At 71.2% G+C, this 24,102-nt stretch carries 22 protein-coding genes and 3 pseudogenes; 14 read left to right on the forward strand and 11 right to left on the reverse strand.

The features are described from left to right. Positions 1 to 568: 568 nt before the first annotated feature. Together AB0C02_RS24845 and AB0C02_RS24850 are read right to left on the reverse strand one after the other, a co-directional pair. Positions 569 to 766 (reverse strand): hypothetical protein, encoded by a 198-nt coding sequence (locus AB0C02_RS24845; protein WP_357551206.1) that lies wholly within the window; start codon positions 764 to 766, stop codon positions 569 to 571. Between the two features lie 201 nt (positions 767 to 967). Beyond that, entirely contained in the window at positions 968 to 1,639 is a 672-nt protein-coding gene (locus AB0C02_RS24850; RefSeq protein ID WP_357551207.1) for a TetR/AcrR family transcriptional regulator, read from the reverse strand. A gap of 133 nt (positions 1,640 to 1,772) precedes the next feature. Here AB0C02_RS24850 and AB0C02_RS24855 point away from each other — a divergent pair, with 133 nt between their 5' ends. After that, the gene (locus AB0C02_RS24855) at positions 1,773 to 2,648 is read left to right on the forward strand and encodes an alpha/beta hydrolase (RefSeq protein WP_357551208.1); all 876 of its coding nucleotides are present in this window, start codon (positions 1,773 to 1,775) and stop codon (positions 2,646 to 2,648) included. Here the strand turns inward: AB0C02_RS24855 and AB0C02_RS24860 are convergent. After that, positions 2,632 to 5,355, reverse strand: coding sequence for a glucosidase (locus AB0C02_RS24860; protein WP_357551209.1), 2,724 nt, complete (start codon positions 5,353 to 5,355; stop codon positions 2,632 to 2,634). The two genes, AB0C02_RS24855 and AB0C02_RS24860, sit on opposite strands and share 17 nt — an antisense overlap. Positions 5,356 to 5,397: 42 nt before the next feature. Here AB0C02_RS24860 and AB0C02_RS24865 point away from each other — a divergent pair, with 42 nt between their 5' ends. The 4 genes from AB0C02_RS24865 to AB0C02_RS24880 all read left to right on the forward strand — a co-directional run bounded on the left by AB0C02_RS24865 (position 5,398) and on the right by AB0C02_RS24880 (position 10,240). Further along, positions 5,398 to 7,338 carry an amylo-alpha-1,6-glucosidase gene (locus tag AB0C02_RS24865; RefSeq protein ID WP_357551210.1) on the forward strand — a complete coding sequence of 647 codons (1,941 nt, stop codon included), beginning with the start codon at positions 5,398 to 5,400 and terminating at the stop codon, positions 7,336 to 7,338. 144 nt (positions 7,339 to 7,482) lie between these two features. Further along, a complete protein-coding gene (locus AB0C02_RS24870) occupies positions 7,483 to 8,808 on the forward strand; it encodes a glycosyltransferase family 4 protein (RefSeq protein ID WP_357551211.1) in 1,326 nt (441 codons plus the stop codon). 137 nt (positions 8,809 to 8,945) lie between these two features. After that, a complete protein-coding gene (locus AB0C02_RS24875; protein ID WP_357551212.1) occupies positions 8,946 to 9,755 on the forward strand; it encodes a metal-dependent hydrolase in 810 nt (269 codons plus the stop codon). Positions 9,756 to 9,805: 50 nt separating this feature from the next. Then, positions 9,806 to 10,240 (forward strand): VOC family protein, encoded by a 435-nt coding sequence (locus AB0C02_RS24880; RefSeq protein WP_357551213.1) that lies wholly within the window; start codon positions 9,806 to 9,808, stop codon positions 10,238 to 10,240. Between the two features lie 52 nt (positions 10,241 to 10,292). On the opposite strand, the gene AB0C02_RS24885 is transcribed toward AB0C02_RS24880, so the two are convergent. Genes AB0C02_RS24885 through AB0C02_RS24895 form a run of 3 tightly spaced genes read right to left on the reverse strand, consistent with a single transcriptional unit; the run spans position 10,293 to position 11,826 of the window. Continuing rightward, complete coding sequence (locus tag AB0C02_RS24885) at positions 10,293 to 11,195, reverse strand: fructosamine kinase family protein (RefSeq protein ID WP_357551214.1); 903 nt, start codon at positions 11,193 to 11,195, stop codon at positions 10,293 to 10,295. Positions 11,196 to 11,201: 6 nt separating this feature from the next. Continuing rightward, a complete protein-coding gene (locus tag AB0C02_RS24890; protein ID WP_357551215.1) occupies positions 11,202 to 11,525 on the reverse strand; it encodes a hypothetical protein in 324 nt (107 codons plus the stop codon). Positions 11,526 to 11,583: 58 nt separating this feature from the next. Next, positions 11,584 to 11,826 (reverse strand): TetR/AcrR family transcriptional regulator C-terminal domain-containing protein, encoded by a 243-nt coding sequence (locus tag AB0C02_RS24895; RefSeq protein WP_357551216.1) that lies wholly within the window; start codon positions 11,824 to 11,826, stop codon positions 11,584 to 11,586. A gap of 34 nt (positions 11,827 to 11,860) precedes the next feature. On the opposite strand from AB0C02_RS24895, the gene AB0C02_RS24900 reads away from it, so the two are divergent. After that, positions 11,861 to 12,451, forward strand: a complete 591-nt coding sequence (locus AB0C02_RS24900; protein ID WP_357551217.1) for a hypothetical protein — start codon at positions 11,861 to 11,863, stop codon at positions 12,449 to 12,451. Position 12,452: 1 nt separating this feature from the next. Here AB0C02_RS24900 and AB0C02_RS24905 read toward each other — a convergent pair whose 3' ends face one another. Together AB0C02_RS24905 and AB0C02_RS24910 are read right to left on the reverse strand one after the other, a co-directional pair. Next, positions 12,453 to 13,289, reverse strand: a complete 837-nt coding sequence (locus AB0C02_RS24905; RefSeq protein WP_357551218.1) for an alpha/beta hydrolase — start codon at positions 13,287 to 13,289, stop codon at positions 12,453 to 12,455. Between the two features lie 12 nt (positions 13,290 to 13,301). Then, the gene (locus AB0C02_RS24910) at positions 13,302 to 13,967 is read right to left on the reverse strand and encodes a DUF4097 family beta strand repeat-containing protein (protein ID WP_357551219.1); all 666 of its coding nucleotides are present in this window, start codon (positions 13,965 to 13,967) and stop codon (positions 13,302 to 13,304) included. A 232-nt stretch (positions 13,968 to 14,199) separates the two neighbouring features. Between AB0C02_RS24910 and AB0C02_RS24915 the strand changes: the two are divergent. The 6 genes and pseudogenes from AB0C02_RS24915 to AB0C02_RS24940 form a co-directional block, all read left to right on the forward strand. Further along, positions 14,200 to 14,277 (forward strand): annotated as a pseudogene (locus AB0C02_RS24915) (MarR family transcriptional regulator); the annotation flags it as partial. Next, a pseudogene (locus AB0C02_RS24920) lies at positions 14,278 to 14,406 on the forward strand (helix-turn-helix domain-containing protein); the annotation flags it as partial. 177 nt (positions 14,407 to 14,583) lie between these two features. After that, positions 14,584 to 14,955, forward strand: a pseudogene (locus AB0C02_RS24925) (MarR family transcriptional regulator); the annotation flags it as partial. Positions 14,956 to 15,079: 124 nt separating this feature from the next. Then, positions 15,080 to 16,114, forward strand: coding sequence for a LacI family DNA-binding transcriptional regulator (locus tag AB0C02_RS24930; RefSeq protein WP_357551220.1), 1,035 nt, complete (start codon positions 15,080 to 15,082; stop codon positions 16,112 to 16,114). Continuing rightward, on the forward strand, positions 16,111 to 18,333 hold the full coding sequence (gene yicI, locus AB0C02_RS24935; protein ID WP_357551221.1) for an alpha-xylosidase: 2,223 nt from the start codon (positions 16,111 to 16,113) through the stop codon (positions 18,331 to 18,333). Before AB0C02_RS24930 ends, yicI begins: the two co-directional genes overlap by 4 nt. Next, positions 18,330 to 19,733 (forward strand): GH1 family beta-glucosidase, encoded by a 1,404-nt coding sequence (locus tag AB0C02_RS24940; RefSeq protein ID WP_357551222.1) that lies wholly within the window; start codon positions 18,330 to 18,332, stop codon positions 19,731 to 19,733. Before yicI ends, AB0C02_RS24940 begins: the two co-directional genes overlap by 4 nt. 45 nt (positions 19,734 to 19,778) lie before the next feature. On the opposite strand, the gene AB0C02_RS24945 is transcribed toward AB0C02_RS24940, so the two are convergent. Further along, entirely contained in the window at positions 19,779 to 20,537 is a 759-nt protein-coding gene (locus tag AB0C02_RS24945) for a hypothetical protein (RefSeq protein ID WP_357551223.1), read from the reverse strand. A gap of 150 nt (positions 20,538 to 20,687) precedes the next feature. On the opposite strand from AB0C02_RS24945, the gene AB0C02_RS24950 reads away from it, so the two are divergent. Together AB0C02_RS24950 and AB0C02_RS24955 are read left to right on the forward strand one after the other, a co-directional pair. After that, complete coding sequence (locus AB0C02_RS24950; protein WP_357551224.1) at positions 20,688 to 21,281, forward strand: type II toxin-antitoxin system prevent-host-death family antitoxin; 594 nt, start codon at positions 20,688 to 20,690, stop codon at positions 21,279 to 21,281. Then, positions 21,278 to 21,685 carry a hypothetical protein gene (locus AB0C02_RS24955; protein WP_357551226.1) on the forward strand — a complete coding sequence of 136 codons (408 nt, stop codon included), beginning with the start codon at positions 21,278 to 21,280 and terminating at the stop codon, positions 21,683 to 21,685. The genes AB0C02_RS24950 and AB0C02_RS24955 overlap by 4 nt, the downstream gene beginning before the upstream one ends. Here AB0C02_RS24955 and AB0C02_RS24960 read toward each other — a convergent pair. Beyond that, positions 21,646 to 22,239: a nucleotidyltransferase family protein gene (locus AB0C02_RS24960; RefSeq protein WP_357551228.1), complete on the reverse strand. Its 594-nt coding sequence runs from the start codon at positions 22,237 to 22,239 to the stop codon at positions 21,646 to 21,648. The two genes, AB0C02_RS24955 and AB0C02_RS24960, sit on opposite strands and share 40 nt — an antisense overlap. A 141-nt stretch (positions 22,240 to 22,380) precedes the next feature. Continuing rightward, positions 22,381 to 24,078 carry a bifunctional 3'-5' exonuclease/DNA polymerase gene (locus AB0C02_RS24965; protein ID WP_357551229.1) on the reverse strand — a complete coding sequence of 566 codons (1,698 nt, stop codon included), beginning with the start codon at positions 24,076 to 24,078 and terminating at the stop codon, positions 22,381 to 22,383. Between the last annotated feature and the right edge of the window lie 24 nt (positions 24,079 to 24,102).

The following is a 24,102-nucleotide window of genomic DNA, read 5'->3' on the forward strand; positions in this document are numbered from 1 at the left end:
GCAAACTCGTCGAACGACCCACCGCCGAGCCCGTCACGAGCACGGCCACGGCTGCCTAATCAAGATTTCTCATCCACAACTCTTGACTATTGCTCTAGCAACGTTCCGGGAGACACCGAGGAGCAGGGCGTATCCGTGAACTACGACTACAAGGGGCCAGGGAAACACCGCGCCGTATACGAGCGATCGATCAGCACTTAGCATCAAGCGGCCCGCGCAGTACGTCACCGCCGGAACGTGCAGGGCGAAGGCGACCTCGACACCGTGTGATATCGGTCCCCGAGGGTGGAGCTATTCCGGTGAGATCCTCGCCCTCGCGCAGCTCTGCGGGCAGGTCATAGGCGTGCTCGCAGCGGCGAGGCCCGTCTTCCAACGGCGTCACATCTCGCGCTGCTCGCTTCAATGCGGACTACGGTTCCCCCGCCCGCCGGGTTCGGCTTGCGGTCTCGTCCAGCGGCTGCGCCCGCCCCTTGACGGGGCGGGCGCAGGTCACGCGGCGTGATCGACGCTCACCTCTTCCCGAAGGTCAAGTCTGCCCTGCCACCGTCACCCGGCGGCACCGCGCTCTTTACGCTGCCTGCTGGTCTTGCGGGCCGAAGTTCCACTTCCAGTCGAGGCGGTGGCGGCCGAAGGTGCGGCGTTCGCCCTTGAACCCGGCGCGCAGGAGTTTGATGTCGGCGATGAGGCGGATGATCTCCCGCTTGACCGGGACGTCGTCGCCGAGTTCCTGCCACGGCGGTGATCGAGGCCCAGCGGCGCCAGGCACCCGCCAGGACCGTCTGCAACAGGTCCTCGGCTCGAACGGCGTCCCCGGTCAGCAGCCAGGCCGAGCGCAGCAGCGCGTCGGAACGCGCCGTGACGGACTCGGCGAAGCCGTCCGGCGGCGCCGGTTGCTGGTGTTGTCGCACGTGTACCTCCCGACCGGTGAACGCGTCGGGAGGCCGTTCAGGTTAACGCGGCGGCCGCCTCATGACGGGGCCCAGGGCAGTGCGGTGTGGTCGGTGGCGAGGGGCCGCAAGCGCTCCTGGATGGCGGTGCATGCCCGCTGGTAGGCGATGACCTCGTCGTGGAGCAGCGAGACACTGTTGGCGGTCTCCATGAGGGCGATCAGCTCGAAGGCGAGCTGCTCCGCGTCGGTGCTTCCGATGAGCTGGTCGAGTTGACGGGCGTCTTCGATGGTGCGGACAACAAGGCGTCGCCAGTCCAGGCTGGCGGCGGCAACGGCGTCCCGGACTCGGCCGGGGCGACCTTCGAACTCGACAGCGACCGTGAAGAAGAAGCAGCCGCCCGGGAAGACCCGCCGCTGCGAATAGGTCAACCAGCTCTCGCACAGCCGCCACACCCGCCCGAGCCCGGGCGGGGCGCTCAGCGCGGGTTGGACGACCTCGGTGATGAAGATCTGGGCGGCGGCTCGGACGGTGGCGAGCTGAAGCTCCTCCTTGGAGCCGAAGTAGCCGAACAGCCCGCTCTTGCTGAGGCCCAGTTCGCCGGAGAGCCCGCCGATGGACAGGCCCGCCAAGCCGTTGCGTGACGCGATGTCCGCCGCCCTGCGCAGGATCACATTTCGCGCCTGCTCGTCTCGCGGTCGCCCGACCATGCCCACCCCTTCGCGTACGAACGTTCGGTAACGGTACTCCACGAACTGCTTGTAGGGCTGCTACATTCACGGCCTAGCACGAACGTTCGTGCGGAAAATGAGTCGGCGTCGGCCCGTGAACCACCCGTCGGCCCGCGCCGATGCCCCCACGCCTCGGCCCTTGATGAGGAAAAAGATGAAGATCGCCGTGTCGCTGGTCGGATCGGCCCTGAACGCCGCGTCCCTGCTGTCCCCTCGGACGGCCGGCAAAGCCGCCCTCGCGCTGTGGCGCCGCCCGATGCGGCGCGGCACGGTGCGGACCATCGAGCGTGAGACGCACGATGCGGCCGTCGCTGAACGGCTCGCTGTCAACGGGAAGGATGTGGTGACCTACCGCTGGGGCGACGGTGAGAAGCCGGTGTTGATGGTGCACGGCTGGCAGTCGCGTGGGTCCCGGTACGCGGGATTCGTCCCCGTGCTGCGAGACCTGGGATTCAGCCCCATCACCTTCGACGCCCCCGGGCACGGGGATTCCGGCGGTACGTCCATGACGATCCTCGAATACGAGGAGGTGATCCGCCACCTGCAGGGCCGTTACGGCTGCTTCGAGGCCGTCATCGCCCATTCCTTCGGGGTCCCCTGCGTCTTCCACGCCCTCCGCAACGGCGTCGGGGCGGGGCGGCTGGTGGCTGTCAGCGGCGTAGCCGAATTCGGATTCCTGGTTGACGAGTTCAGCCGGCAACTCGGCCTCTCCGGGCGGGTGCAGCAGGAGCTACGACGCCGGATCGAGGAAGATCTGTTCCCGCACGAGACGGAGATCTGGGAGCGGTTCTCCTCGGTCTACCGGCCGACCAGCCTCGACATCCCTGTTCTTGTCGTCCACGACGAAGGTGACGACTGGGTGCCGCTGGAGCACGCCCACCGGATCACGGCCGCTCACAAGGCCCGGCTTGTCGTCACCCGTGACCTCGGGCATCGCGGGATTCTGGGCCAGCCGGAGGTGATCAACGCGGCCGTGGAATTCATCAGGCCCGGGGCGGTGACGCCGAGTCGGGTCACCGGCGCCGGGTGAGGATCAGGTCGGCGACCAGCGCGGTCCACCCGGTCTGGTGCCACGCCCCGAGCCCGGCGCCGTTGTCACCGTGGAAGTACTCGGGGAAGCAGAGCAGATCGCGCCAGTCCGGGTGGGTCTGGAACAGCTGGGCCGCGCCGTAGATGGGCCGCCGGCCCCAGTCGTCCCGGGTGAACAGCGAGATCAGCCGGGCGGACAGGTCGTCGGCGACCTCATCCAGGGTCCGCTTCTGACCGGAGCGGGTCGGGTACTCCACCTGCAGGTCGTCGCCGAAGAAGGCGGCGTAGTCGCGTAGCGCGCTGATCAGCAGGAAGTTGGTCGGCATCCAGATCGGGCCGCGCCAGTTGGAGTTCCCGCCGAACAGCCCGCTGGTCGACTCGGCCGGCTCGTAGCCGACGCTGAACTCCTGTCCGCCGAGGGTCACCGTGAACGGCTTGTCCAGGTGGGCGCGGGAGAGCGTACGCAGGCCGTAGTCGGAGAGGAACTCGTCGGGGTCGAGCATCCGGGCCAGCAGCCGGACCACCTGGTCGGGTCCGACCATGGACAGCAGTCGCTGCTGCCGGCCGTCGGGGCCGATCCGGCGGGCGCCGATCACCTCGGCGTACTCGGGGCGGTTGGTGAGGAACCAGCGCAGCCGGGCGCCCAGCTCGGGCAGCCGGTGCAGGGCCTGCGCGGTGAGCCGGGTGGTCGCCGCGAGCGGCAGCAGCCCCACCACCGAGCGGACCTTCAGCGGCACCGTCGTGCCGTCGGCCCGCCGCAGCACGTCGTAGAAGAAGGCGTCCTCGTCGTCCCAGAGCCCCTGCTCGTACGCGGCGGCGGCGATGTACGCGAAGTGCTCGAAGAACTTCGTGGCGATGTCCACGTACGCCCGGTCGTGCTCGGCGAGCACGATCGCCATGTCGAGCAGGTTCAACGCGTACATGGCCATCCAGCCGGTGCCGTCGGACTGCTCGAGGATCCCGGCGACCGGCAGGGCGGCCGAGCGGTCGAACGGGCCGACGTTGTCCAGCCCGAGGAAGCCGCCCTCGAAGACGTTGTTGCCGCCGGTGTCCTTCCGGTTGACCCACCAGGTGAAGTTGAGCAGCAGCTTGTGCATGATCCGGGCGAGGAACTCGTGGTCCCGGCCGCCGTCGATCTCGTACACCTTCAGCGCGGCCCAGGCGTGCACCGGCGGGTTCACGTCCCCGAACGCCCACTCGTACGCCGGGATCTGCCCGTTGGGGTGCAGGTACCACTCGCGCAGCAGGAGCAGCAGCTGGTCCTTGGCGAAGCCGGGGTCGACCCGGGCGATGGTGACGCAGTGGAAGGCCAGGTCCCAGGCCGCGTACCAGGGATACTCCCAGGGGTCGGGCATGGAGATCACGTCGAAGCTGGTCATGTGCCACCAGTGGCTGTTGCGCCCCTGGCGGCGCCCGGCCGGCGGCGGCGCGGAGCCGGGATCGCCCTCCAACCACCGCTTGACGTCGAAGTGGTAGAACTGCTTGCCCCACATCAGCCCGGCGATCGCCTGCCGCGCCACCAGGGCCTCGTCCTCGCTGGCCCCGGCCGGGATGACACCGGCGAAGAACCGGTCGGCCTCGGCGCGCCGCGCCCGCAGCACGCCGTCGAAGTCGTCGCCGAGTTCGGCCGGGGGCGGCGGCGCGCTCGCCGGCGGCGGCGGGGCGGTCCGGGTCAGCCGCAGCCGGATCTGCCGCTGCCCGCCGGCCGGCACGTCGAGGACGTAGTGCAGGGCGCCCTTGGTGCCCTTCCGGTCCGGGTTGACCGTGGCCGCACCGGCCACCACGTGGTCGTTGATCCCGTCCTTCGGGTACGGCGACCGCCCGGGCAGCCCCCACAGCCGCTCGGCGTTGGAGTCGTTGTCGCACAGCAGCGGGGTGGGCTCCCCGTCGCCCTCCAGCAGCAGTTGCCCGAGCACCCAGTGCTCACCCAGCAGGCGGGCGCCGGCGGCGGGACCGGCCGTGGTGCCGACGATCGTCGGCAGCCGGTCGCCGCCGGGCAGCCCCCACGCCCAGGTGTTGCGGAACCACAGGGTGGGCAGCACGTGCAGGGTGGCGTCCTGGTCACCCCGGTTCGCGACGGTCACCAGGACGCACAGGTCGGTCGGGGACGCCTTGGCGTAGTCGACGGTCACCGCCCAGTACCGGTCGTCGTCGAAGATCCCGGTGTCGACCAGCTCGTACTCGGTGTCGTCCCGGCCGCGCAGCGCGTTCACCGCGACCAGCTCGTCGTACGGGAAGGCGGCCTGCGGGTAGTGGTAGCGCCAGCGCATGTACGAGTGGGTGGGGGTGGAATCCTCGTACCACCAGTACTCCTTGACGTCCTCCCCGTGGTTGCCGCCGTCGCCGCCGAGGCCGAACATCCGCTCCTTGAGGATCGGGTCCCGCCCGTTCCACAGCGCGAGCGCGAAGCAGAACGTCTGCCGGTCGTCGCAGACGCCGGCCATGCCGTCCTCGTTCCACCGGTAGGCTCGGGACCGCGCGTGATCGTGGGGAAAGTAGTCCCACGCCGTGCCGTGTTCGCTGTAGTCCTCCCGTACCGTCCCCCACGCCCGCTCGGACAGATAGGGACCCCATGCACGCCAGTCCTGCGCCCCGGCGTCGGCCTGGGCGAGCCGCAGTCGCTCGGGGTCGGGGTTCACGGGAAGCGGGCGCTCAGTGATCACCTGCACATTTTCGACGCCGCCGGGGTACACCACCACAGGGACCATTGTCGTCGTGGCGCGTCACACCTCGCCGCCGGTGGAGGAAACTTGATCAATATTCGTTTCGGCCCGCAGCTCTGCGGGGACCTGTCCGCCTCCTCGACCCGCGAGTGGCTGGCCACCGACGGCCGGGGCGGCTACGCCATGGGCACGGTCAGCGGGCTGCGCACCCGCCGCTACCACGGACTGCTGGTGGTGGCCGGCGAGACCGCCGCGTCCCGCCGGGTGGGCCTGGTCAGCCTGGACCCGACGGTGACCCTGCCCTGCGGCGAACGGGTCCGGCTGGGCGCCCACGAGTGGTCCTCCGGGACGGTCGACCCGCGCGGCTTCGAACTGCTGGAACGCTTCGACCTGACCGACGGCGTGCCGCGCTGGCGGTGGCGGATCGGCGAGGTGGTGATCGAACGCGAGATCGCCATGGCGTACGGGCGGCCCTGCGTGGCGGTGGTGCACCGGCTGGTCTCCGGCGGCCCGGTCCGGCTGGACCTGGCCGCGGTGTGCACCTGGCGGGACGCGCACGGCGAGCGCCACGCTTACGGGCCGGCGCCGCGGCTGGCGCCGGTGGCCGGCGGGGCGGTGGTCGAGGGCGCGTTCCGGCTGGCCGGCCCCGACTGGACGCCCGAGGGACAGTGGTGGCTGGGCGTGCACCACCGGGAGGAGGCCGCGCGCGGTTTGCACCCGGACGAGGACCTCTGGTACGCGGGCCGGTTCTCCGGCCCGCTCGACGAGCCGGGGGCAACGGTGTCGGTGCTGGCCTGGGCCGGCGACCTGGCCGAGGAGCCGCCGCCGGCGACCGCGCTGGTCGAGGCGGCCCGGCGCCGCAATCGGGCGGTGGTGGCCGCCGCGAAACCGCACGACCCGGTCGAGGGCACCCTCGCCCTGGCCGCCGACGCGTTCGTGGTCCGCAGCGGCGCGGGGCCGGACGTGGTGGCCGGCTACCCGTGGTTCGGCGCCTGGTCGCGGGACACGATGACCTCCTACGAGGGGCTGTTCCTGTGCACCAACCGGGCCGACGAGGGCCGGGAGCTGCTGCGCGCGTACGCGGCGACGCTGTCGGAGGGGATGCTGTCCAACACCGCCGACACCGGGCGGGTGGAGTACAACACGGTCGACGCGACGCTGTGGTTCCTGCACGCGGTGAACCGGCACGTCACCGCCACCGGGGACACCGACCTCGCCGACGAGCTGCTGCCCGCGCTGCACGCCGTGGTGCAGGCGCACCTGGCCGGCACCCGCTACGGGATCAAGGCCGACCCGGCCGACGGGCTCATCACCCAGGGGGGCACCCCGGACACCGCCCTGACCTGGATGGACGCCCGGGTGCACGGCGTGCCGGTGACCCCGCGCACCGGCAAACCGGTGGAGGTGAACGCGCTCTGGGTCAACGGGCTGGCCGGGCTCGCCGAGCTGACCGCGTTGCTCGGGCGGGACGCCACCGCGCTGTGGGGGCTGCACACGAAGGCGTCGGCCGCGTTCCGGGCCCGGTTCCCGGCACCGGCCGGCTGGCTGCACGACGTGGTGGACGCCCCCGCGCACGCGTACCCCCTCGGTGCCGCGCCGCACCACGACGACGACCTGCTGCGCCCCAACCAGCTACTCGCCTGGTCGCTGCCGTACGCCCCGCTCGAACCGGACGAGCCGACACTGCGCCGGATCGCCGAGGGGCTGCTGACCCCGCTCGGGCCGCGCAGCCTCGCCCCCGGCTCCCCCGGTTTCGTGGGCCGGCACCGGGGCGGGCCGGCCGAGCGGGACTCCGCCTACCACCAGGGCACGGTCTGGCCGTGGCTGATCGGGCCGTTCGTCGACGCGTACCGCCGGGCCGGAATGCCCACCGACGACCTGCTGGTGGGGCTCGAGGGGCATCTGGTGGAGTTCGGCGTGGGTTCGGTCAGCGAGACGGCCGACGGATCCGCCCCGTACGCCGCCACCGGCTGCCCGTTCCAGGCCTGGTCGGTCGCCGAGTTGCTGCGCGTACGCCGGGCCCGCTGACCACCCGTCACATCCCGGAAACCAGCGCGTATCCCCTGGTTATCGACCACTCGGCAGGATGGGTAGCGACCCCGGCACAGGCGGCGGCCCCCGGCGAGGTGGGCCGCCGACGCGGCGCGGGAGCCACAACTCAAAGGGGGCCGCATGTCCGCTGACGCCGACGTGATCGACATCCAGCCCGCCCGAAACCTGCGGGTGCTGATGCTCTCCTGGGAATACCCACCCGTGCTCGTCGGTGGCCTCGGCCGCCACGTGCACGCCCTCTCCGTCGCCCTGGCCGCCGCCGGCCACGAGGTCACCGTCGTCACCCGGCACGCCGAGGGCGCCCCACTGGAGGAGTACGCCGACGGCGTCCGGATCATCCGCGCCGCCGAAGACCCGGTCCGCTTCCCACTCGCCACGGACTCCCTACTCGCCTGGACCATGGCGTTCAACCACACGCTCACCCGGGCCGCCCTACGCGCCGCCGACACCGGCGCGTACGACGTCATCCACGCCCACGACTGGCTCGTCGCCCACACCGCGGTCACCCTGGCCGAGCACCTCGCCCGGCCCCTGATCACCACCATCCACGCCACCGAAGCCGGCCGGCACCAGGGCTGGCTGCCCGAGGAGATGAACCGCACCATCCACGGCGTCGAACACTGGCTCAGCAACGCCTCCACCCGGGTGATCACCTGCTCCGGCTACATGCGCGACCAGGTGACCCGGCTCTTCGACGTGCCCAGCGGACGCGTCGACGTCGTCCCCAACGGCGTGAACGACCGGGCCTGGCGTGCCCGCCCTCGCGCGGTCGCCGCCGCCCGCGCCCGCTTCGCCGGCGACGGCCCCCTGATCGGGTACGCCGGCCGGCTGGTCTACGAAAAGGGCGTGCAGCACCTGGTGCACGCGGTGCCGTACCTGCGGGACCGGCACCCCGGGCTGCGCGTGGTGATCGCCGGCGACGGCCCGTACCAGCCGGAGCTGGTCGACCAGGCGCAGCGGCTGCACCTGGACGACACGGTCCGGTTCGCCGGCTTCCTGGACTCCACCCAGCTCCCGGCGGTGCTCGCCGCCACCGACGCGACCGTCGTCCCCAGCCTCTACGAGCCGTTCGGCATGATCGCCCTGGAGGCGGCCGCCGCCGGGGCGCCGCTCGCCGTGGCGCACACCGGCGGGCTGGCCGAGATCGTCGAGCCCGGGATCACCGGGGTCACCTTTCCGCACAGCGACCCCGACGCCCTCGCCGGCGCGGTGCACCGACTCCTCGGCGACGAGGTCTTCGCCCGCCGGGTGGCCCGCCGCGCCCGCACCATGGTCACCCAGCGCTACGGCTGGGAAACCGTCGCCGCCCGCACCGCCGGCAGCTACGCCGTCGCCGGCCGGGAACACGACGCCTTCCAGGCCCGCCGGGCCACCGCCCTGCCGACTACCGCCCGAGCCGCCATCACCGTCCCCGACGGAAACCTGCTGACCGGCGCCGCGAGCTGAGCCGCGCCGCCGCGGACTTCCCGACCCGGCTGCGGCCATCCTCCCCAGTGGACCGTCCGGGTGATCCCCTCCACCCGGCCGGTCTGACTACAGTGGCGTCGTCTTGTCGATCAAGTTTTCGGAGAGGGCGAACCGACATGATGGGACCGTCCCACGCGCTGTCCGGCGCGGCGGTGTGGCTGACCGGCTCCTGGGCGCTGGGCCAGTTCGCCGACTACCACCAGGCACCGCTGGCGCTGGCGGTGGGCACCGCGGTCTGCGCGGGTGGGGCACTCCTGCCCGACCTCGACCTCTCCGGCAAGGTGACCCGCAACCAGGGCGGCGCCACCGTGGCGCACACCTTCGGTGTGGCCACCCTCTTCCTCGCCGAGGTGGTCGAGAAGATCTCGCTGGGCGTCTACTACGCCACCAAGCTCAGCAAGGATCCACGCCGCAACAACGGGCACCGGACGCTGACCCACACCATCCCGTTCGCGGCCCTGGTCGGCTGGGGCACCACCGAATTGTGCGCCCATTATGGCAAGTGGGCGGTGGTCGGCGTCCTCTTCTTCATGATCGGGCTGGCGCTGCGCGGGCTCTTCGAGAAGTGGGCGGCGCGGGCCGGCTGGTTGGTCGTCACCCTCGTCTCGGCGGCCGCCGCCTGGTTCACCTTCGCCAACCTCCCCGGCGACCGGGGTTATCCGCTCATCGGCACCGCGGTCGGAGTGGGCTGCATCGTGCACGTCCTCGGCGACATGATCACCCGAGCCGGGGTGCCGATCCTCTGGCCGATCCCGATCAAGCGGCGGATGTGGACACCGTTCGGGGTGCCCCACAGCATCGCGCTGCGCACCGGCAGCAAGACCGAGACAGTCGTGCTGCGGACCGCGATGACCATCATCGCGGTGCTCGCCGCAGTGGGGCTGGTCGCACCCTCGGTACTGCAGCGGTTCAACAACGGGGCGTGACCGCACGGGCCCCGTGGAGGCGACGAAACACCCGCCTCTATGGTGGCCCGATGGCGTCGGTCAAGCAGATCCAGGTCACCTTCGATTGCACAGAACCTGAGCGGGTCGCACGTTTCTGGTGCGAGGTGTTGGGGTACGTCGTACCGCCGCCACCGGAGGGGTTCGCTTCTTGGGACGATTTCAGTCGCGCGCTGCCGCCCGAGCGTCAGGGCTCGGCGTTCGCCTGCCTTGATCCCTCAGGCGTGGGCCCGCGCCTGTACTTCCAGCGCGTTCCCGAAGGCAAGGTCGTCAAGAACCGGCTGCACCTTGACGTGCGGATCGGCACCGGGCTCGTGGGTGAAGAGCGCCTGGCCGCACTTGAGGCCGAATGCGCACGACTGGTCGCGCTCGGCGCGGTACGCGTGCGGCTGCTGCCTGCCGATGGCGAAAACGAGTCGTGCCTCGTGATGCAGGACATCGAGGGCAACGAGTTCTGTCTCGCCTGAGTAGTCGTGACCGTGACACCTTCGTAGCCGTGGTCAACCGTCCGGCCTCCGGTCAGGCTCGCGTCCGGAACGGGGCAAGAGTGGCGCGGACCTGATCGCCCGCGCCCCAGTCGTCGTCGAACTGGGCCAACACGGCGAGATGCTGTCGCAGCTGGACAATCGGCATGCGGGACCGCCAGTCGTCATCGAGAGCGGTCAGCTCCGCATAGACCTGGAAGAACCGTTGCGCCTCGGGCGGGGGCGAGGTGGACCACACATGGGCGAGGTCGACCTCGGCCCACATGTAGGACACGGCCGGGTCGATCAGCGCGGGCTGGCCGTCCGGGGTGGCCAGCACGTTTTGTGCCCACAGGTCGCCGTGCGTCAGGCACGCCGGCCGGTCCGGCAGCAGGTCGGGCAGCCGATGACACAGCCGCTCCAGCGCCGCCCGGTCACCGGGGTCGAGGGCCGCCTCGACACGGGGCTGCCCGAGCCACCGAAGCAGCCGGTGCTGTGCGAAGAATGCGAAACCGTCGTCATCCCAGGTATTGACCTGCCGGCGGCGGCCCAGCCAGTTGTCGCGGTGCCATCCGAAGCGAGGATGGGTCGTGCTCGTGTGCAGGCGGGCGAGCGCGTGCGCGAACTGCTCCCAGAAGGGCTCGCTGCGCGGCCTCGGCCGCAGCACCGACAACACCAGCAACTCTCGGTCTGCCAGGATCACCTCGGGTGTCGCCACGCCGCCGAGCTCGCGCAGGGCGGCCAGCCCTTCGGCCTCCGCGACGAAGACGTCGTCGGTCGGCGTGTCGGCGAAGGCCTTGACGAACACCGACGGCGCGTCCCGGCGGGTGGCTATGCCCGCGAGCGCCGCGACCCCACCCGTCGCCGGCTCCACGGTGACGACATCGCGCATCCCGGCCCGGAGCAGGCACTCCAGCAGGAACGTCGTCGAGCTCATCACGAAGGTGACCGCCTCCACCGGCTTCTATCGAAGTCCCCGGGCGGCGCCGGACGCGGACTTCATGACGATCGCCGCCACGATCACGCAGATGACGGACGGCAACAGCAAGACCCCGATCGAGAGCAACCCCAGCAGCGCTACGAGCGCAAGCACGACGGCGCTTGCGACCAACGCCGGCCGGGACAGCCGGCCGGCTACCGCCGCTATCAACGGCAGCACGCTGAGCGCGATGAGCCCGACGTACCACCAGGCCGGCGAGTTACCGTCGTGGCGCACCACCATCACGTACGCCACGGCGTAGGCGCCTGTCCAGACCGTTGCCGTCAACGCCAGCCATCGGGCCCACATGTGCCGATTATCGGCCACCCAAGGCCCGTTGAAAAGCCGATGGCCCACGCGCGCGGCGTCAGTCACGTCCCAACGCGACGTAGCCGGCAAGCAGGATGTCGATGGCCTGACCAAACCGGTGGTCGAAGTCGAGTCCGGCCCGGGTGGCGACGATCTCGCTCAGGTTCGGAAACTCATCCGGATCGAGCTGATCGGCCTGCTGGTCGAGGTCCGGCTCGGAGCCCTCATGGCCCGGCGTCTGGCCCACCTCGGCGAGGGTGTGCCCGATGGTGAAAGTAGCGATGACGTTGACCACGTCCATCGCTCGGCCCAACGGAAGCCCGGCGGTCCGCAGCGTGACCAGCCACCGCTCGGTGATCCCCGCTGACCCGCCGAAGAGCCCGGCGGTGGCTGCCGCTTACGAGGCCGATGTCACCTCGGACGGCTACGTCAACAACCTCACTCGTGTCTGGTGCTGGCGTCCTGACGTCCTGGTGTCCTTCCAGGCCCTGCGTGCTGATCTCCTGTCCGGATCAGGCCTGTCGCCGAGGGAAGTAGCCGTGATGGTTACCGCCACCGCCGCTGCCCGCGGCGACGCCTACTGTGCGCTGGCATGGGGATCCAGGCTGGCCGAGCTCAGTGACGAGGCGACCGCCGCAAGGGTGCTGCAAGGCGTGGACAGTGACCTGCCCGAGCGGGAGGCCGCACTCGCCGGTTGGTCCCGCCAGGTCGTCCAGGATCCGAATGCCACAACCGAGGCCCACGTGGAGCGTTTACGCGACGCGGGCCTCAATGACCAGGAGATCTTCGAGGCGACGACCTGGATCGCGTTCCGGCTGGCGTTATCCACCATCAACGATGCGCTGGGAGCACGGCCCGATCCCCAGCTTGCCGAGAGGGCGCCTCGGCTCGTTCGGGAAACCATCACCTACGGCCGCCAGGCCTAGGTCAGTCCGCTGGTCGTGTCTTCAGTGCCCCCTCGCGGTCGAGGGCGGCGACCTCGCGTACGGCCTCGGCGATGGCCGGGGAGTCCTTGCTGAGGATCGCACCGTGGTTGCTGGCGACCTTCGCGCTGATCTGGATGTTCGGGTTGCGGGCGCACACCGCGTCGAGGCCGGCGCGGATCCGTTCCTGCTCATCGCCGCGGCTTCCGAACGACGTGCCCGAGGCGACCACGTACCGCGCCGGGACGGTGATGTGGTCCAGCACCGGGCCCAGCTCGCGCTCGCGAGCGAGCTTGCCGAGTTCGATGTTGCTGTCGGCCTGCTGGGCGGCGGTCATCCGTGGGGCCAGGCCCGTCGGGCGTAGCAGCGGCAGGAACCAGCTCATCCGCCGGAACAGCTTCCGGATCCGCTGTTCCATGGCCTCGTCGAGCCAGTCGTACGGTTGCGCGCCGTCGACCAGGACCGCGCCCAGGGCACGGTCCGGGTTCCGGCTGGCCCAGTGCGCTCCGACGAACGCCCCGTAGGACCAGCCCACCACGAGCGCTCGATCCACGCCCCTGGCCGCGAGAACGGCATCGACATCCCGGACGGCTGCCTCGAAGGAGTACTCCGCCGAACGCTTCGACTTGCCGCGAGCCCGCTCGTCGTAGGTGATGTGCCGATAGTCGGGGCCGAGTTCAGCGATGACCCGCCGCCAGTAGCCCTGGGTGGCGAACTGGCCGTTGAGGTAGACCACGGGGATACCGGGACCGCCGGTGTCGGTGACGGCCAGCGCGGTGTCGTCGACCGGCAGCATGCCGGTCCACTTCGAACTGGGCGGGGAAGTGCTGTTCTGCGTCATGTTTCTGCTCTTTCAGAGGCTACGGGCGGTGATGTCGCCGTGGGAGGTGGTGGCGTGGATGTCGAGTTCGGCGGTGCCGTCGTTCTTGAGGGTGTTGCTGATGCGGCCGTAGCCGGTGCCGGCGTCCAGGGCGGCCGAGACGCCGGCGGCGGCGACGACCGAGATGTCGCCGGACTGGGTGCGGAGCACGACCGTGCCGCGCACGGCCTCGGTGATCCGGATGTCGCCCCGTGCGGTGCTGATCTCGGCGGGGCCGTTGAGCCGGCCGACCTCGACGTCGCCGTCGATCGCGGTGAGGCGGACGCTCGCGGCCTCGTCGATCTTGATCTGGCGGTACGCGCCGTCGAAGGCGACGTCGCCGAGGCGTCCGACGCCGCGGAGTTCGGCGCTGGCGGCCTTGGCCTCGATGCGGGAGCCGGCGGGCAGCTGGACGGTGACCTCCAGGGATCCGGCGGAGCCGAAGAGCTGGTTCTTGGGCTCGGGGGTGTGGATCCGCAGGACGCCGTCGGCGTAGGCGACGGTGGTCTGCTCGGCGGTCTGGGTGTCGCGGCTCTTGGCGGGGTTGGCGGGCCGGACCTCGACGGTGGTGTCGGCGCGGTCGGCGGCGATGAACTGGATGCGTCCGGCGGGGATGTCCAGGACGGCGGAGATCGGGGCGGGGGTGTTGAACTTCTGCATCGTGCTCTCCCGTGTTGGTTCGTTGTTTCTGATGCCGGAAACGCTACGTTGCTTTCCAAAGTCGAGCAATCTCCTTGTTGCAGCTGATCGGCATTTGCCCAGGTAGAAGCTAGGAAACTGTTGCAACAGCCCTGGGATGATTGCAACGGTGGCCATCCCAGTCATTGCAATGGCTGAGAGGTGAACGCTATGGTGGGGGCATCAGCCACGAAGGATCACCAAGGAGATCGCGATGCCGGGAGGCAGGCTCACCCAACAGGAACGCCAGCAGATCGCGCTGGGGCTGACGGACAGCCTCCCCTACGCCGAGATCGCCCGACGCCTTGACCGTCCGACCTCGACGATCACCCGTGAGGTGATGCGCAACGGCGGCCCCACCGCCTACCGCGCAGACCTGGCCCACCGCGCCACCGAACGCCGCGCCCACCGGCGCAGGCCCGCTTCCCCTCAAGGGGCGACGTCAGTCCCCCAGCCGCACGGACGCGACGCCGACGCGGTGACCGAGTACGAGGAGACGCTCACCACCGTCCTCATGGCTTCGGGCCTACCCAAGATGACGGCCCGGGTGCTGACCTGCCTGTTCACCACCGACGCGGGCAGCCTCACCGCGTCCCAACTCGCCCAGCGCCTCCAGGTCAGCCCGGCGTCCGTCTCCAAGGCGATCGCCTTTTTGGAGAGCCAGAGCCTCGTCCGCCGGGAACGCGACGAACGCCGCCGCGACCGCTACATCGTCGACGACGAACTCTTCTACCAGGCGACGATCGCCAGCGCCCGCTCCAACGACCAGCTCGTCGAAACCGCACGCCAAGGCGTCGCCATCCTCGGCCCCCACACCCCCGCCGCCACCCGCCTGGAGAACATCGCCCGCTTCCTCGACTTCATCAGCGAGAGCATCACCCGCGCCGCCGACCAGGCCCGCGAAGTCCTCCACACCAGGCCCGAATCGGCCTCACCCGACACCGCCCCACCACGTCCACGCCACGGATAGACAGCCGTCGTCCATGCTATTGACGAGCATCTAACGCATGACCTACCGTCTGTCGAAACGCTCAGTCGAAGCGCTTCGATGAATTTCCGGGCGTCGACCGGGAACCGCCGCCGGAGGAGGTGCGATGGCCACCATGCAGGACGTCGCCCGCCTCGCCCGGGTGTCGGTCAGCACCGTGTCGTACGCGCTCACCGGCGCCCGGCCGATTTCCCAAGCGACCCGGCAGAAGGTGCTCGCGGCCATGGCCGAGCTGGATTACCAGCCCAACGCCATGGCCCGAGGCCTGGCCAGCCGGCGCAGCCACATCATCGGCCTGCTGTTGCCGGTCGACGAGCGCGGCCTCGGCGCCACCGAGACCGCGTTCGTCACCGGCGCGGCCGCCGCGGCCAGCACCGCCGGCTACCACCTGGTCCTCTCCCCCGTCGGCGTCAACGACCTGGACGAGCTACGCCGGCTGGCCAGCCAGCGGATGCTCGACGGCGCGCTGCTGATGGAGGTGCAGCTGGCCGATCCTCGAGTGGCCGTCCTCCAGGAGGTCGGCGTGCCGCTGGTGCTCATCGGCCGCACCGAAAACCCGACCGGCCTGTCGTACGTCGACATCGACTTCGACCACACGGTGCGCGACGCGGTCGACCACCTGGTCGGTCTCGGCCACCGCCGCATCGTCTACGTCAATCACTCCGCCGCGGCCCTCGCCCACGGCTACGGCCCGGCGCTGCGCACCCGGGACGCGTTCACCGCGGCGATGGCCGGGTACGGACTGGAGCCGGTGATGATCCCGGCCGAGGACAGCGCCGCCGGCGGGCGCACGGCGCTCGGTGCCGCCTTCGCCCGGGCGCCCGATCTGACGGCGGTCCTCGCGATGAACGAGAGCGCGGTCTTCGGCATCCTCGGCGCGTTGGCCGGCCGGGGCCTGAGCGTGCCCGACGACGTCTCGGTCGTCTCGATGGTCACCTCACCCCAGGTCGCCGAGTTGGCGACCCCGGCGCTGACCGCGATGACCTCGCCCGGTTCGGCGCTGGGCCGGATCGCGGTCGAGGCGCTGCTGCGGCACCTCGACACCGGCAGCGGCGAGATCCACCAGCAACTGCTGCCCTGCACGCTGGAAGTCCGTGGGTCGAGTGGCCCACCGCGCACGAAGAAGGCGGCCAAGAGGTGAAGTTCACCGATGGATACTGGCAACTGCGTCCCGGCGTCAGCGTGCTGCGCCCCGGCACAGTGGAATCGGTGGAGCCGGACGAGCGCGGGTTCACCGTGTTCGCGCCCACCGGCCGGATCACCGGACGCGGCGACACCCTCAACCGCCCGGTGGTCACCGTACGGTTCTTCTCCCCCGCGCCGGGCGTGATCGGGGTGACCATCGGCCACCACTCCGGTGGGCTGCCCCGCGAACCCCGGTTCGCCCTGGCCGAGCGTACCGACCATCCCGTGCGGGTGGAGGTCACCGATCTCGCCGCGGCGTTGACCACCGGCGGGCTGACCGCGCGGGTCGCGCGGGTCGGCCCGTGGCGGGTCGACTTCCTACGCGGGGACCGGCTGGTCACCTCCTCCACCGAGCGCAGCATCGGCGTCGTGACCGACGCCGAGGGCCGCAAGTACGTGCACGATCGGCTGGCGCTGGGGGTCGGCGAGACGATCCACGGCCTCGGCGAGCGGTTCGGCCCGTACGTCAAGAACGGCCAGAGCGTGGACATCTGGAACGCCGACGGCGGCACCGCCAGTGAGCAGGCGTACAAGAACGTGCCGTTCTACCTCAGCAGCGCCGGTTACGGGGTGTTCGTGGACCACCCGGAGCTGGTCTCCTTCGAGGTCGGCTCCGAGGTGGCGGCGCAGACCCAGTTCAGCGTGGCGGGGCAGTCGCTGACCTACCACGTGATCGACGGCCCGACCCCGAAGGACGTGCTGCGCCGGTACACGGCGTTGACCGGCCGGCCGGCGCGGGTGCCGGCCTGGTCGTACGGGCTGTGGCTGTCCACCTCGTTCACCACCCAGTACGACGAGAAGACGGTGACCGAGTTCATCGACGGGATGGCCGAGCGGGACCTGCCGCTGTCGGTGTTCCACTTCGACTGCTTCTGGATGCGGCAGTTCCACTGGGTCGACTTCATCTGGGACCCGCAGACCTTCCCCGACCCCGAAGGCATGCTACGGCGGCTGCACGAGCGGGGCTTGAAGGTCTGCGTCTGGATCAACCCGTACATCGCCCAGCGGTCGTACCTGTTCGAGGAGGGCCGGCAGGCCGGCTACCTGGTCCGCAACCCGGACGGCTCGGTCTGGCAGTGGGACAAGTGGCAGGCCGGCATGGCGCTGGTCGACTTCACCAACCCGGACGCGGCCCGCTGGTACGCCGGCAAGCTCAAGGCGCTGCTCGACATGGGAGTCGACTGCTTCAAGACCGACTTCGGCGAACGCATCCCCACCGACGTGGTGTGGCACGACGGCGCCGACCCGCAGCGGATGCACAACTACTATTCCTACCTCTACAACCGGGCGGTGTTCGAACTGCTGGAAGCCGAGCGCGGCACGGGCGAGGCGGTGCTGTTCGCCCGGTCGGCGACGGCCGGCGGGCAGCAGTTCCCGGTGCACTGGGGCGGCGACTGCGAGTCCACCTTCGTCGCGATGGCCGAGTCGCTGCGCGGCGGGCTGTCGCTGGCGGCGTCCGGGTTCGGCTACTGGAGCCACGACATCGGCGGCTTCGAGGGCACACCCGACCCGGCGGTGTTCAAGCGGTGGATCGCCTTCGGCCTGCTCTCCTCGCACTCCCGGCTGCACGGGTCCGGCTCGTACCGGGTGCCGTGGGCGTACGACGACGAGGCGGTCGACGTGCTGCGCCACTTCACCCGGCTCAAGCTGCGCCTGATGCCCTACCTCGCCGCGGCGGCCGAAGAGGCGCACTCCGACGGGGTCCCGGTGATGCGGCCGATGATCCTGGAGTTCCCGGACGACCCGACGTCTGCCTACCTGGACCGGCAGTACATGCTCGGCCCGGACCTGCTGGTGGCGCCGGTGCTGAACGCCGACGGGCAGGTCACCTACTACCTGCCGGCCGGCACCTGGACCCACCTGGTCACCGGCGCACAGGTCACCGGCCCCGGCTGGATCACCGAGAAGCACGACTTCGACAGCGTGCCGGTGCTCGCCCGGCCCGGCGCGGTCATCCCCTTCGGCGCGGTCGACGACCGGCCCGACTACGCCTGGGCCGACGACGTACGGCTGCGGCTCCACGCGCCGGTCGACGGGCAGCGGACCCGGGTCCGGGTACCCGCGCCGGACGGCGGCACCGGAGCCGAGTTCGAGGTGCGGTACGAGAACGGTGAGGCCGGCGTGGAGCTGGTGGCAGGCGATTCGTCGGGATACCAGGTGGAGGTGGCGGCATGAACGGATTCGCATTTCCCGAGGGCTTCGTCTGGGGTTCCGCCACGGCGGCCTACCAGATCGAGGGTGCGGCCCGGGAGGACGGCCGGGGCCCGTCCATCTGGGACACCTACAGCCACACCCCGGGCCGCACACTCAACGGCGACACCGGCGACGTGGCGGCCGACCACTACCACCGCTGGGCCGAAGACCTGGACCAGCTCGCCGCGCTCGGGCTCGGGGCGTACCGGTTCTCGGTCTCCTGGCCGCGCGTGCAGCCGGGCGGCTCGGGGGCGCTCAATTCCGCCGGGGTGGACTTCTACTCGCGGCTGGTGGACCGGCTGCTCGAGCTCGACATCCAGCCGGTGGCGACGCTCTACCACTGGGACCTGCCGCAGGAACTGGAGGACGCCGGCGGCTGGCCGGCGCGGGACACCGCCGCCCGGTTCGCCGACTACACCGCCGGCATCGTCGGGGCGCTCGGCGACCGGGTGCACACCTGGACGACGTTCAACGAGCCGTGGTGCTCGGCGTACCTCGGCTACGCCTCCGGCGTACACGCGCCGGGACGTGCCGAACCGGCCGCCGCGCTGGCCGCCGTGCATCACCTGAACCTGGCGCACGGCCTCGCCGGCCGGGTTATCCGGGACCTCGCCCCGGCCGCCCGGCTCTCGGTCACGCTGAACCTGCACGTGATCCGACCGGCGTCCGACTCGGCGGCCGACCGCGACGCGGTACGCCGGATCGACGCGCTCGCCAACCGGGCGTTCCTCGGACCGATGCTGGACGGCGCGTACCCGGCGGACCTGCTCGCCGACACCGCGACCGTGACCGACTGGTCGTTCGTGCGCGACGGCGACGAGCGGACCGCGGCCGTGCCGCTGGACGTGCTCGGCGTCAACTACTACGCCACCACCCTCGTTCGGGCCTGGGACGGGGCGTCGCCCCGGTCGGAGGCGGACGGGCACGGCAACTCGGCCCACACCCCTTGGGTGGGCGCCGCCGACGTCGAGTTCCTGCCCCAGCCCGGTCCGCACACCGCGATGGGCTGGAACATCGACCCGGGCGGGATGACCGAACTGCTGCTGCGACTACACCGGGAGTACCCCGACCAGGCGTTGATGATCACCGAGAACGGCGCCGCGTTCGACGACGTCGTCGCACCCGACGGCGCGGTCCACGACGACCGGCGGGTGGACTACCTGCGCCGGCACGTCGCCGCGGTCGGCGACGCGATCGCGGGCGGGGCCGACGTGCGGGGGTATTTCGTCTGGTCGCTGCTGGACAACTTCGAGTGGGGGTACGGGTACGACCGGCGGTTCGGCATCATCCGCGTCGACTACGACACGCAGGCGCGCACCTGGAAGGACAGCGCCCACTGGTACCGCCGGCTGGCCACCACCAACCGGCTGCCGGACGCCTGACGCGCTGCGGGGCTGCCCGTCCGCCGGGCGGGCAGCCCCGTCCTGTCACGGCTTGGGCAGCTTGGCGCACAACCGGCGCGGGAAGGCGGGCTCCCCGGTGAGAACGCTTCCGCATCCGGCCTTCGTCGAGCTGGCGATCATGGCCCAGCCGCCCTGGCCGGACCAGCGCAGGAAGTAGCGGCGCACGTTGACCGACGGAATGCAGTCCTCCCTCGCCTCGACACCGCACGGCACCGGATCGAACGGCACGGTCATCACCAGCCACGTGCCATCGCAGCCCTCGACCGAGCCGGTGGAGTGCCGGGACACGTCCATGCCCTGCACCGTGACATCGATCCAGGCATGATCGCAGTGGTCCGCCGGCATCGGGTCGCAGCCGAACGTCGCGTCGCAGCGGCGGTACTCGTCACCGTCGGGTTTCCACGGCTGTTGGTTCAGCACGACGATCCGGCCGTCGATCGGCCCGGGCGCGGTCAGCGTCACCTCGCCCGGCGTGTGGGTGGGGCAGGCCCCGACCACCCCCGACAGGCGCGAATCCTGGACCACGTTGGCGAAGATGCGGTTGTTCTCCTCCACGAAGTAGGTGATGCGCGGATCGCGCGAGCAACCGTCGGCGTCGCCGAGCAGCGCCACGGTCAGCACGAGCGAGCGCGGGTCGTCGCTGACGCGTACCGCGGTGACGTCGGCCTGGAAGGTGGCCCAACTGGTGTCTTCGGCGGAGCCGGCCGGCGAGGGCACCGCCCCCGGCTGGGCGCAGCCCACGAGCATGCCGAGGCACAACAGGACGGCGGCGAATCGACGCATGGCAACGATTATCGGCCCGGTCCCGGCGCGGTCGTACCCCGTCCGGCGGGACGCCTGACGCGACCGGTCGCCATGGTCACCGGGAGGTTGCCGCCACTATCAGAGACGGCGGATGACCAGCCCTGGCTTGACCCCCGAGGCGGCCGACAGGTGCGCGATATCCTCCGGGTCGCTGGTGAATACGATCGCGCAGCAAGCCAGAGCAACGGTGACCACGCTGGTGTCACCGCGCTGCGCCTGGCAGCCGACAGCTGCACCATCTCCGAGCTGGCCCGACGCCTGAACATCTCACCCGGTGGTGCCAGCCAGCACGCGACCGTGCTCCGTGAATCCGGTCTGATCACCAGCCGCCGCCACCGCGACAAGGCACCGTGCGAGCTGGCCGGCACGCCACGCTGCCGAGGAGGTAGCCCTAGTTACGCGAACAACTGGCAAGGTAGAACATTTGGTTCGACACTCTTGTCCATGGAACGCATCGGTGTCCGGGAGCTGAACCAGAACACGAGCCAGGTGTTGGCTCGGGTGAGCGGCGGCGAGACCATCGAGATCACCGATCGCGGGCACCCGGTCGCCCGACTCGTTCCGGTAGGCGACGACAGGTCGACGCTGGCCAAGCTGGTAGCTGCGGGACGGGCCGTTGCTCCGACCGGCGGCGGTCCCGTTCCGCTTCCACCCAAGCTCGGAAACGAGGATGTGGACGTGGCCGCCACGCTCGCCGAAATGCGAGACGAGGAGCTCTGGTGATCTACCTCGATTCCGCCGCCGTCGTCAAGCTGGTGCGGCAGGAAGCGTGCAGCGCTGACCTGGTCTCCCGGCTCAACACCCACGACGACGTGCCGCTGGCCTCCTCCGCTCTCGTCGAGGTGGAAGTGCCCGGGGCGTTACGCCGATCAGCGCCGCAAGCCTTGATCGGAGTGCCGGCGGCCGTCGGACGACTCTTCCGACTGGAGATCGACAGTACGATCCGCGCGACTGCAGCCGCGTTCGCACGCAGCCGGCGGCGAAGGTCATCGCGGCGAGTCTGCGGGCTGCGCTCGGCTCGCTCGTGCGGCCGACGGGACCGTGCCGGTGGGCAGGTCGATGCCGACGAGCTCGCAGCGGGGCCGGTTTATACGCCGACGCGTTGCTCGGGGATGGAGAGGCCGTAGAGGGCCATCAGCTCGGGGCTGTCGATCCGGCTGCCGTCGGCCACCGAATCGCAGGAGATGTCGACGATCTGGTCCTTGTGCGCCAGCAGGTAGGGCCGGGCGCCGACGTCGGCGCTGGCCAGGGTCGCGATGCCGGACCAGTGTCGGCGGCCGAACAGCATCGGGTAGCCGCGCAGCCCGTCGTAGGTGGCGCAGACCAGCACGTCCGGGTACGGCAGGGCGGCCACCCGCCGAACCGCGGCGACGGTGAGCCCGGGCATGTCGACGGGCACCACGACGACCGCTTCGATCCCGTCATCGGTCAGCGCGGCCAGGCCGGCCCGGATCGAGGACCCCACCCCGGTCCCCCACGCCTTGTTGACCACCACGGTGGCCTCGGCCAGGTCCGCCGTCTCGCGGACCTGGTCGGCCGCCGCGCCCAGCACGACCACGACCTGCTCGCAGCCCGCCTCGCCCAGTGTCTCGATCATCTGGCTGATCAGGGGCTTCTCCCCCTGGTGCAGCAGCGCCTCGGGTCCGCCGATCCGACGGCCCCCACCGGCAGCGATGATCATTCCTGCGATCCGGTTCAGTTGTGCCCCCTCGACCAGGGGGACGGACCGGCGCAGCCGCGCCCGGTCCGTCCCGTCGTACGCACACCGGACCAACGAGCGCCCTCGCGCGGAGGTAGCGGGGCAAAACGGAAAATTGCGGGACTATGCCGCGTCGGCGTAGCAGTCGACGACGGACAGGTCGAGCGGGAACCGGACCGGAGTGTCGCCGAACAGCAGCCGGGTGGCCTGGCCCCCGGCGGCGGTGACCGCCGCCGCGACCGCGTCGGCCCGCTCGGCCGGGCAGTGCACGATCACCTCGTCGTGCTGGAAGAACACCAGCTCGGCCCCGGTGCCCGCAAGGGCCGTCCGGAGCCCGGCCAGCAGGGTGGAGGCCCACTCGGCGGCGGTGGCCTGGATGACGAAGTTGCGGGTGAACCGGCCCCGGGACCGGGCCGCCCGGGCCCGTGGACTCTGCGGATCCGCGTCCGGGTCCGCGTCCTCTCCGTCGGCGAAGCCCACCGACCCCGGCGGGCAGGTACGCCCCAACCACGAGCGCACCAGCCCGCCCGCCTCGCCGGTGCGCGCCGCCGCCTCGACGTATCCGAACGCGATCGGATAGTTGCGCTTGAGCACCGCGAGGGCGGGCAGCGCGGCGCCGCCGGTCTGCCCGTACATGGCGCCGAGCAGGGCCACCTTGGCGCGAGCCCGGTCACCGCCGAAGGCGTCCCGGGCCAGGGCGGCGTAGAGGTCTCCGGCGCCACCGGCGGCGGCGAGCCGCTCGTCGCCGGAGACCGCGGCGAGCACCCGCGGTTCGAGCTGCCCCGCGTCGGCCACCACGAACGTCCAGCCGGGGTCGGCCACCACCGCGCGCCGGATCACCTTCGGGATCTGCAGCGCCCCACCGCCCCGGGTGGCCCACCGGCCGGAGACCACCCCACCCGGCACGTACTCGGGGTGGAACCGGCCGCCGGCGACCCAGGCGTCCCGCCACGCCCAGCCGTGCGCCGTCCAGATCCGGTAGAGCTCCTTGTATTCCAGGACCAGCGGCACGGCCGGGTGCTCCACTCCGCGCAGCACCCAGGCCCGGGTGTTCGGCAGCTCCACGCCGGCCCGGGCGAACGCGGTGCGCAGCTCCGCCGGGGAGTCGGCGTGCAACTGGCGTACGCCGAACGCGTCGGCGATCCGGGCGGCCAGCTCGGCCAGCCGGCGGGGCGGCCCGCCGACCGGCGACGCCTCGCCGAGCAGGTCGGCCAGGGTCGCGTCGTGCACGTCGGCACGCCACGGCAGGCCGGCGGCGCCCATCTCGGCGGCGATCAACGCGCCGGCCGACTCGGCGGCGACCAGCAACCGGAACCGGCCGGGGTGCGCGGTGGCCGCGACCCGGGCGAGCTGGTCGGCGTACACCCGGGTCAACGCCTCGATGCCCGGGCCGGGTGGGCCAGACGGCGCGTCGAAGAGCGCGCCCTGGCCGTGGCCGGGCGGCTCCGGCGGGCGGGGCGCCGGGTCGGGCGGCACCGGCGCGCCGGTCAGGCGGGCCCAGGCGGCGGGGAGCGAGCGGGGCTCGCCCCACCGGCCGGCGTGGCCGAGCAGCAGCGCCTCGGTCAGTTCGACGTCGTGGCAACGGTCGAGTCGTACGCCGGCGCGCAGCAACGCCGGATAGCCGGTGGTGCCGGTGGCCCAGACCCAGCGGGGGTGATCGGCGGCCTCCCGTACGGCCACCGCGGCGGCCAGGTCGGCCGTCGGCTCGGCCGGAGCGGTGGGTCGGCCGGCGGGGTCGAGGGGTTGCAGCACTCCCCCGCCCCGCTCGTCCGACACCATCGCCACCAGCACGAACGCGATTCTGCCTCGCCGGTCCGACACTACGGCGTGAGGAGGGGGCCCCTG

It is taken from the genome of Micromonospora sp. NPDC048999 (assembly GCF_040649295.1).
In the GTDB taxonomy this organism is placed as follows: domain Bacteria; phylum Actinomycetota; class Actinomycetes; order Mycobacteriales; family Micromonosporaceae; genus Micromonospora.

What these genes read in the sequence shown, in the direction of transcription:
- AB0C02_RS24875 (WP_357551212.1), top strand. Translation starts at nt 8,946, where the DNA reads ATGATGGGACCGTCCCACGCGCTGTCCGGCGCGGCGGTGTGGCTGACC.
- AB0C02_RS24870 (WP_357551211.1), top strand. Translation starts at nt 7,483, where the DNA reads ATGTCCGCTGACGCCGACGTGATCGACATCCAGCCCGCCCGAAACCTG.
- AB0C02_RS24940 (WP_357551222.1), top strand. Translation starts at nt 18,330, where the DNA reads ATGAACGGATTCGCATTTCCCGAGGGCTTCGTCTGGGGTTCCGCCACG.
- AB0C02_RS24960 (WP_357551228.1), bottom strand. Translation starts at nt 22,239, where the DNA reads ATGATCATCGCTGCCGGTGGGGGCCGTCGGATCGGCGGACCCGAGGCG.
- AB0C02_RS24860 (WP_357551209.1), bottom strand. Translation starts at nt 5,355, where the DNA reads ATGGTCCCTGTGGTGGTGTACCCCGGCGGCGTCGAAAATGTGCAGGTG.
- AB0C02_RS24905 (WP_357551218.1), bottom strand. Translation starts at nt 13,289, where the DNA reads ATGACGCAGAACAGCACTTCCCCGCCCAGTTCGAAGTGGACCGGCATG.
- AB0C02_RS24895 (WP_357551216.1), bottom strand. Translation starts at nt 11,826, where the DNA reads ATGGACGTGGTCAACGTCATCGCTACTTTCACCATCGGGCACACCCTC.
- AB0C02_RS24880 (WP_357551213.1), top strand. Translation starts at nt 9,806, where the DNA reads ATGGCGTCGGTCAAGCAGATCCAGGTCACCTTCGATTGCACAGAACCT.
- AB0C02_RS24855 (WP_357551208.1), top strand. Translation starts at nt 1,773, where the DNA reads ATGAAGATCGCCGTGTCGCTGGTCGGATCGGCCCTGAACGCCGCGTCC.
- AB0C02_RS24930 (WP_357551220.1), top strand. Translation starts at nt 15,080, where the DNA reads ATGGCCACCATGCAGGACGTCGCCCGCCTCGCCCGGGTGTCGGTCAGC.
- AB0C02_RS24890 (WP_357551215.1), bottom strand. Translation starts at nt 11,525, where the DNA reads ATGTGGGCCCGATGGCTGGCGTTGACGGCAACGGTCTGGACAGGCGCC.
- AB0C02_RS24910 (WP_357551219.1), bottom strand. Translation starts at nt 13,967, where the DNA reads ATGCAGAAGTTCAACACCCCCGCCCCGATCTCCGCCGTCCTGGACATC.
- AB0C02_RS24945 (WP_357551223.1), bottom strand. Translation starts at nt 20,537, where the DNA reads ATGCGTCGATTCGCCGCCGTCCTGTTGTGCCTCGGCATGCTCGTGGGC.